The following is an 8027-nucleotide window of genomic DNA, read 5'->3' as shown; positions in this document are numbered from 1 at the left end:
CAAACCGTGAGGTCTGGAGAATCGCCGCTCTTTTAAGGCGGCGAGTATGTCAATCCACTCCAGCCCTAACCCTCCCAGTGTCCCCACACTGGGATATTTGTTCGGAGGGGTCTAGGGTCCCCTAAGGCGGTGCCTTGGCAAACGACTGCGATCGCTCCAGTCGCGCAAAGGTGGCGTCAATTTCCTCCCGCAGACGCTCTTGAGTCCATCCCGACAACGAGGCGGCGATCGCACAACCCCCCGCCCCGACGCCTTCTTTCACAAACCCCCGTTCGTAAGCTTGCAGTTGCGGATACACCGACGCCGACAAATTCAATTGCGTCGCCAGAAGCGGCACCTCGCCGACGAGTTTCGCCAACGCCACCGTCGAACCGGTGGGATCTTCGGCCACCCATCGCGTCGTTCCCACCACCACGCGATCGTCACACCACTCCATCCCCCGCTCTCGAACCAACGCCCTCGCCAGAGCGTACACCGCTAACATTTGCGTTCCCCCCGCCAGTAACACGCCACCACGACGACTCAGGGCGATCGCCATTCCCGCCACCACGATTTGCATGGGATCGCCCACCGCCGCCACTACCGACATCGCCGAAGCCTGAGAGGGCGTCGCCATGCGTTCTCGCCAGCGTTGCAACCCTTTCTGCACCACCTCCCGTTTGAGATCGTGGTTGCATTGGGGATAACTGCTGTTGACGAGACCCTCTGCGTCGAATCCCAACCCCAGCAACACCGACAACGCGGTGGTGGTTCCTCCCACCACACACTCGCCGATGGCCAGGTAATCGCCCCTCTCCGACAAGCGATCGCCCCATTTCAGCCCTTCTTCAAACAGATGTTCCACCACCGAGCGATCGAGGGCCTGTCCCGTCGTCACACATCGCGCCACCTGTCCCCCCAGGGCGATCGCCTCCTTATCGTTCGACGTAGGTAGCGGTTCGGGCAATCCCCCATCGAATACCAACATCGGCAGGGGCAACCCCCGCACCACCGCCCGAGAAATCACCGCAGGAGACGCCCCCGCCGCCAAGGGAGGCAGTGGAAAGCGAGGATTGACTTTTTCGCCCTCGAGCAGGTATTCCGCGTCTGCCAGAGCCGTTTTACGCCGGTCTGCTGGCGTCCGTCCGGCCGCTGAAATCTTCGCAAGCAGCGCCGTTTCCGTAAAGCCAAACACGCAGGCGAAGGCCGGTTGCGTCCCTCGATACTTTTCTAGCCACCGTTGTCCTCGTTCGGGTTGGGTATAAACTCGAATCACGTCGATAGTTGATAAGGGTTGAATATCGATTTGTTTTTTGGATGTTTTACAGAGTTGATGTTGGGTTTTAGGTTCGCTTCACTCCACCGACAATTTTACTTAATTTTTTTTCAATATTTTTTTTCAATATTTAACTGAGTTGATGTTGGGTTTCGCGTCCGCTTCCCCCAACCGACAAATTTACCGAAAAATTTACGACAAATTCACTCAGAATACCTATTTTTTTAATATTTAACTGAGTTGATGTTGGGTTTCGCGTCCGCTTCCCCCAACCGACAAATTTACGACAAATTTACTATATTTTACGCGATCGCCCCTCACTCTTCAATATCTAAAATCACCTGAATCCAGCGCGGCGGGCGAGGAATGGGATTTCCTAAACGATCGAGCAACAGTAACGCTCCCAAGTGAACCACTAACATATAGACCGCACTATTGATCAGAATCATCACCACAGCGATCGCTTGGACGACCGACAAATCCGGTTGAACCAACCAGCCGACTTTATCGAACACCCAATTCAGGAATTCCGTCACCTGAACCGTAAAATAAATCCAGAGGTCTTCTCCCAACAAAATAGAGAGCAACCACACCTTAAAAAATACCCCAAACGAACCGATGAGCGTTCCCAAAAAAATCGCCACACCCCAACTGGCGCGACGGCGCCACAATACCCCCAACAATACCCCTTGCAAGGCGTAAGGAACCACAAACAAAATACTGCGCGTCGGCCCCATCAACACCGTCAACAACAGCCCCGACACCACCGCCGACATCCACGAGGCGCGGGGCCCCCGCCGCAAATACACCAACGCCATCGGCACCGGAAAAAAGATCCGCAGCAGCGGACCGAGGGGAAAATAGTAATTAATCAACCAAATTAAACTGGCCGTACTGGCGAGAAACGCCGTTTCGACCATCGCCAGCGGCGAACGTGCGGGTTGGCTCATCGACAAAAAACCGTCAGGTCAGCATCCGCTCTAAAGCGTAAACATCGGGAATATTAATCGTTTCGCGATCGCGCTCGATCAATCCCTTTTTCTCCAGCTTACTCAACACCCGCGTCACCGTTTCCCGAGCCAAACCGCTCAAACTGCTCAGTTCCCGGTGAGGGAGGTTGGGAATTTCCATTCCCCCCGTTTCGTCGGGGGTTCCCTGACCTTCGGCCAAAAACAACAGAATATCGGCCACCCGCGAGGTACTGTCAGACTCCCGCAAGCGCAACCGTCGGTTAACCTGGCGCAAACGGCGACCCATCAATTGAGCCAAGCGAATCCCCGCCAGGGGTTCCGTCTTCACCAAATGGACGAAATCCTGAGCTGGCATATTTCCGATGGTCGTCGGTGCCAGCGTAATCACGTCCGTCGAACGGGGAACTTCATCTAACGCGGCCATTTCTCCAAACAGCTCTCCCGTCCCCAAAATATTGAGCGTGACCTCTTTCCCATCTAAGTTATACGTCCGAATTTTTGCCCAGCCTTCGAGAATGAAGTACACCGAACTTCCCCAGTCGTTTTCGAGCAGGATGACTTGGTTAGCTGGGTGCGTCCGCGTGACGACATGGGCCAGCGCCTCATCTAACACCCGTTCGGGGAGACCCGCAAAGAACGGCGCCGAGCGGAGCTTTTGTTCGAGTTCGGGATTTTGATGCGCGTCGCGAGGGTGATACCGGTCTTCCATGAGGTCGTCATGTATCGTTGTAAGTGACGTACTCCCGCCACCGATGCAAGCATACGGTGTGGGCTTCTCCTCACCTGCTACATCTATTACGAACTCTGTTTCCAGAGCGCAGGATTCGAGCATTTTATAGTGACCCAGACGCCCACGGCCACTGTCGAGGGTGGTTTCTCCGCAAGGGAGGCTTGCCTTGAAATTCCCGATTTTCCAGTTTCCAGTAACGATGTCCGGCTATTGGGTGTCTACACTGCTGGTTGGGTGGGAGACCCGTAGGAATGCCCGTCTTAGAATCGAGGCACGTCAGCTAATTCTACCATTTGGCAGAAATTCATCTCCCCTCTATCCACCCTACGGCCTGGAATCGTTTCGAGGGAACTCCTGCGAGGGGAATTGCATTCACCTCGAGATTTTTTCCGACACTGACTCGCTTGCTTTCGACACGGCTGCACTGACCGTTGCCGTGCGGGTCGTTGAGGCCAGATCGCCCCTTAAACGAGCTGTTTGGTGCGAAACCGCACTTCTGCTACAGTCGCTCACTCCGTCCGTCGCGTGAGAACGCGCCAGTCAGTACACTTCATTCTACTCTGTTTCTGGGTTTGCGGAAATCTTAACAGTTGAGTCGCCTCGTGCTGTGGCACTCTTACACCTATAGGGGTTTTTGTGGGATGGGGAGATGGGGAGCTTTGGGAGAGGGGGAGAGGGGGAGATGGGGGAGATGGGGGGATGGGGAGAAACGCTTAACTCTCAACTTTCAACTGTGTCCTCTTTCCTCTGCACTGAAGAAGCTGTTTACTGTTCAAGGGAGAATTGTCATCGTGAGTTTCGATCCCCACACATTACTTGCGGAAATCGAGCGACGATTGTGCGAACTCGAAATGCTACCGCCGGAAAATACGTCGGACGTTACCGAACGCCTGCGTCAAACCTTAGAACGCACTCGCGATGATTTGCGAGAGGCGATCGCCTCTGATACCACTTCGCCGGAAATGGAAACGCTGTCTGAACCTCAGTCGGTGGCGGCGTCTGTTGAGTCGAATCTCTCTCAACAAGTGGCGGGATTGCACGCCGTTCTCCTCGAACCGCTGAAACGGGAACTCGATCGCCTGCGACAACGGCGCGATCGCCTCGCGGAAAACGTGGAACGCCTCGAACGCCAACAAGCCAGTCAATTGTCTCTACAAGAGGAACGAATCCAGCAAGAACAGGCGGTTGGAGAAGTCTTAGCGGAATTCCAACGACAGTTACAGGCGGCGTTGGAACGCCAGATGACACGCGCACTCGAACAAGCTGAAACGCAGTTTTTCTCGCAAGTCGAAGCCGCCAAGCTTCCCCCAGATACCGCCACGGGAAGCGTTGCTCCCCTGCTTCACCCCCAACAACGGCTCGATCGCCTACAACAGATTCAGGCCGATTCCGATCGAATGCTACTGACCCTCGATTCGACGATGCGCGTGGTGTTCGATCGCCTCTTATCCAACTTACAAAGCTATCAAGATTCCCTCTCCCGCAGCGTCGAAAAAATCTACGATATCAGCCAGCAAGGAGAAGCGATCGTCGCGGCACTCGTCCAACATCTCACGCAACGCCTCGAGGGAGAACTCAACCGACGCTTACCCGAACGAGATTCCCTTCCCGCCGCCGAAACCGCCGCTCTCCCCTCCTCCCTCTCCAGCGAACCGCCAGCATCGGAACGTTTTGAAGCGGAACGTTTTGAAGCGGAACGTTCGGAATCGGAAGGCTCCGAACCTGAAGACGACATTCCGACGGCGGTGTCGATTCCCCTCGACGAGGAGGAGGCGACAGCAGAACCTCCCGCAGACTCGCCGTTCGGGACGTTTGAGGACGCCGAGACCGTTCCCGAAGCCGTCCCCGTTGAAGTCGTCCCGACATCAGAAACCGAATCTAGCGATACTGAATCTAGCGATACTGAATCTAGCGATACTGAACTTCAAATTTCACCGATTGACTCCGCCGAACTTCCCGATCCTTGGACGGACACCGAGGCCGACACCGATTTTATCGCCTCAGTTCCGCAGTTTATTCGAGACTACACCGAACCAGTGGCGTCCGATTTCGACGTCAACCGCGATCCTTGGGACGACGGGACTTCTGAAGAATCGGAAACCGAACCCGTCGCCGAAACGGAGGAATTGGACGAAGATTTTCCCACCTATGGAAGTCTCGACGAAATTGAATTTGAAGACGACCTGGCTGCGGACATTGACGAAACTGAAGCGGTGAATTCTTCAGAGGTGGAAGAAATTGAAGAAATTGAGGAGGTTGAAGAAGTCGCAGAAGTCGAAGAGGTTGAGGAACTTGAGAAACTTGAGGAACTTGAAGACGCAGCCGAACCCGCCATCTCTCCGGCCGGCGTTTCGAGGACATCTCATTTCGCCGAACCTAAGATTCCTCAAGAAATCGAAGTTCTCGACGACAGCGACAGCGATCTCGATTGGACTCAATTTCAAGACACCGCCAGTGAGGAAACCGAAGGCGTTGGTGAAGCTGAGTCGGTATCGAGGAAGTCTCGAGAGGACGATGGCGATTGGGAGGATTTGGACGCCGAGGAGGAATCCGAGGAGTTTGGCGGCTTTTGGGAGTCGGACACTTCCGCTTCTGAGACGCCACAGGAGGACAATCTCGATGAGTTAGAACCCTGGGACGAAGACAGCGAGGTGGATATTGATTCGGATGTCGATCGCTTTTTCCACGATCGCACGCCTGACGACCGGCCAGAGACTGAAGCGGTCTTTCCCGAAACGGCTGAGGTGGGTTCGGAATCCGCGATCGCTCCCCGTCGAGACATCCACGCTGATACGGAAACCTTTGAGTCTCTCGATTCTGAAGAGGCTGAGGATGCTGAAAACCCCGAAGCCGAGATCGAGTCTGAGGTCGATCGCTTTTTAGAAACTCACGACACTGACTCTCTCGACCGGATGGAACAGGAGACGGAAACCTCTCCAGTTCGCGATCGCTGGGAGAAGGATGAAGAAACCGTTTCTACTGTGGAATCGCCGTTCGAGACAGAGATGGCGGAGGCGTCTTCTGAAACCGAAAGTTTGGAGATTTCAGAGGAACCGGAAATTTCAGAGGAACTGGAAATTTCAGAGGAACTGGAAATTTCAGAGGAACTGGAAATTTCAGAGAAAACCGAGAGTTCGGAGGACTTCTCTGAGTCCGAAACCATCGCCACTGAAGACTTTGACGAGACACAAGGCGAGACGGAATTGGAAACCGCTTCGGTTCCCCAAGAGGATCTCGCGGCCGATCTCGCCGCCAGTATCACACAATCGGACGAAAAGGCACTAGAGTTAGAAGAAGAGTTTTCCCCGTCGTCGCCTCTGCTAGCTAACGAGGAGTTTAACGAGGAAGCCAACGATTTATCTGTAGCGTTGAGCGAAAGTGTTGCTCCGATGTCTTCGCCGTCCGTTCCCGATCCCGAATCGTTAATTCCCGACTCGTCAACGGCTGAACCCGCCGAAGCGGATTGGCTGTGGTCGGAAGATCCGAGTACGGAGGCGTCGTCGTCGGAGTCTGGAGAGGACGACTGGTTGAAGTTGGACGATACGCCGTTACGGTGGTCTGAAGACGACGCGGCGGCCGAACTGGAACGGGAGTTGAGTTTGTCGGTCGAGCAGTCTTTGGAACGGTCGAAGTTGGAATCGCCAACGATCGATCGCCAACTCGATCGCTTTTACGACAGTTTGTTTGAGTCTCGGGAGGAAACGACTACTCAGACTGCGGAAGATGATGACGCAGAGGAAGACGACGACAGTTCGAGTCCTCCACCCTCGAGTCGCGGCCATCCGAGTCCCCCACCGCCTCCACCGCCTCCACCACGGCGAGACCGCCAACCGGAACCTTCCCCGACTTCAGTTTCTGAGACGGGGGACGTTTCTGATGATGCGATCGCGCGAGAACTTGCGAAAACGGACGAGGAAATTGAAGCGGAACTCGCGGCCTTTGCGGCGTCTCTGGCGGAGGCGGAAACGTCTGAACCGGAAACGCCTGAATTTGAAGGGGTTGAGGCTGAAGCTGCTTCTGAGACAGAGATTTCGGACATCGACCTGGGTTTAGAGGAGGCGATCGCTGGCGATCGCGAGGCTTCGCTTTTCGATGAGGGTTCGAGTGAGGAGGAAATAGAAAATGAGGAAAATCTAGAACTTGATTTTCTAGAAGAAGAGGTTTCTGAAGAAAAAAATCAAGCCGAAGATCCGGAATCTCAAGTGCTGGAATCCGATGATTTGGACGAGATTGAGTTTGAATCTGGAATTGAAACTTCGGCTGTTCTTGCAACTGAAATACCGAAAAGTGAAGCTTATGAAGTTGAGGGTTTAGAGGAATTTTTAGAGTCTCCAGAAATTGAAAGTTCTGAAAGTGAAGCTTATGAAGTTGAGGGTTTAGAGGAATTTTTAGAGTCTCCAGAAATTGAAAGTTCTGAAAGTAAAACGTTAGAAGAATTCCTTGAATCTCCAGAAGGCGAAACTCCAGAAAGCGAAATACCTGAAGTGGAAATGTCAGACAGCGAGAGTCTTGGCGATCGCATGGAAATGGTTTCTGAAACTGAAGAAGTAGAAACTGAAGAATTAGAAGAGTCGGGGGAAGAAGAAAGACTCGATCGCGAATTCGCCGTATTTGAATCCCTTCTCGGTGAAGAAGAAACCGAATACGAAGAGCATATCGAACAGGAAATTCTCGAGGAAGGAGAGGAAACGCCGGAATTTACGAGTTTAGCCGAATTCCTCGAGTTTCCAGAAGGCGAAACTCCAGAAAGCGAAATACCTGAAGTGGAAATGTCAGACAGCGAGAGTCTTGGCGATCGCATGGAAATGGTTTCTGAAACTGAAGAAGTAGAAACTGAAGAATTAGAAGAGTCGGGGGAAGAAGAAAGACTCGATCGCGAATTCGCCGTATTTGAATCCCTTCTCGGTGAAGAAGAAACCGAATACGAAGAGCATATCGAACAGGAAATTCTCGAGGAAGGAGAGGAAACGCCGGAATTTACGAGTTTAGCCGAATTCCTCGAGTTTCCAGAAGGCGAAACTCCAGAAAGCGAAATACCTGAAGTGGAAATGTCAGACAGCGAGAGTCTTGG

General features: G+C 53.4%; 4 protein-coding genes. 1 reads left to right on the top strand and 3 read right to left on the bottom strand.

Annotated features, from left to right (window positions below; translation table 11 throughout):
- Positions 1–121: 121 nt before the first annotated feature.
- The 3 genes from cobT to ACP5D4_RS06645 all read right to left on the bottom strand — a co-directional run bounded on the left by cobT (position 122) and on the right by ACP5D4_RS06645 (position 2935).
- Positions 122–1255, bottom strand: coding sequence for a nicotinate mononucleotide-dependent phosphoribosyltransferase CobT (cobT, locus tag ACP5D4_RS06655; RefSeq protein WP_428010845.1), 1134 nt, complete (start codon positions 1253–1255; stop codon positions 122–124).
- Between the two features lie 317 nt (positions 1256–1572).
- Positions 1573–2205 carry a DUF2232 domain-containing protein gene (locus ACP5D4_RS06650; protein WP_428010844.1) on the bottom strand — a complete coding sequence of 211 codons (633 nt, stop codon included), beginning with the start codon at positions 2203–2205 and terminating at the stop codon, positions 1573–1575.
- A gap of 13 nt (positions 2206–2218) precedes the next feature.
- Positions 2219–2935 (bottom strand): Crp/Fnr family transcriptional regulator, encoded by a 717-nt coding sequence (locus tag ACP5D4_RS06645; protein ID WP_428010843.1) that lies wholly within the window; start codon positions 2933–2935, stop codon positions 2219–2221.
- 812 nt (positions 2936–3747) lie between these two features.
- On the opposite strand from ACP5D4_RS06645, the gene ACP5D4_RS06640 reads away from it, so the two are divergent.
- On the top strand, positions 3748–8027 hold a 4280-nt coding region (locus ACP5D4_RS06640; protein WP_428010842.1), incomplete at its 3' end, for a hypothetical protein.

The organism is Baaleninema sp. (assembly GCF_049974805.1).
In the GTDB taxonomy this organism is placed as follows: Bacteria; Cyanobacteriota; Cyanobacteriia; order Cyanobacteriales; family Geitlerinemataceae; genus Baaleninema.
The sequence above is the reverse complement of the archived record's forward strand: the minus strand, read 5'-3'. Positions and strand labels throughout refer to the sequence as shown.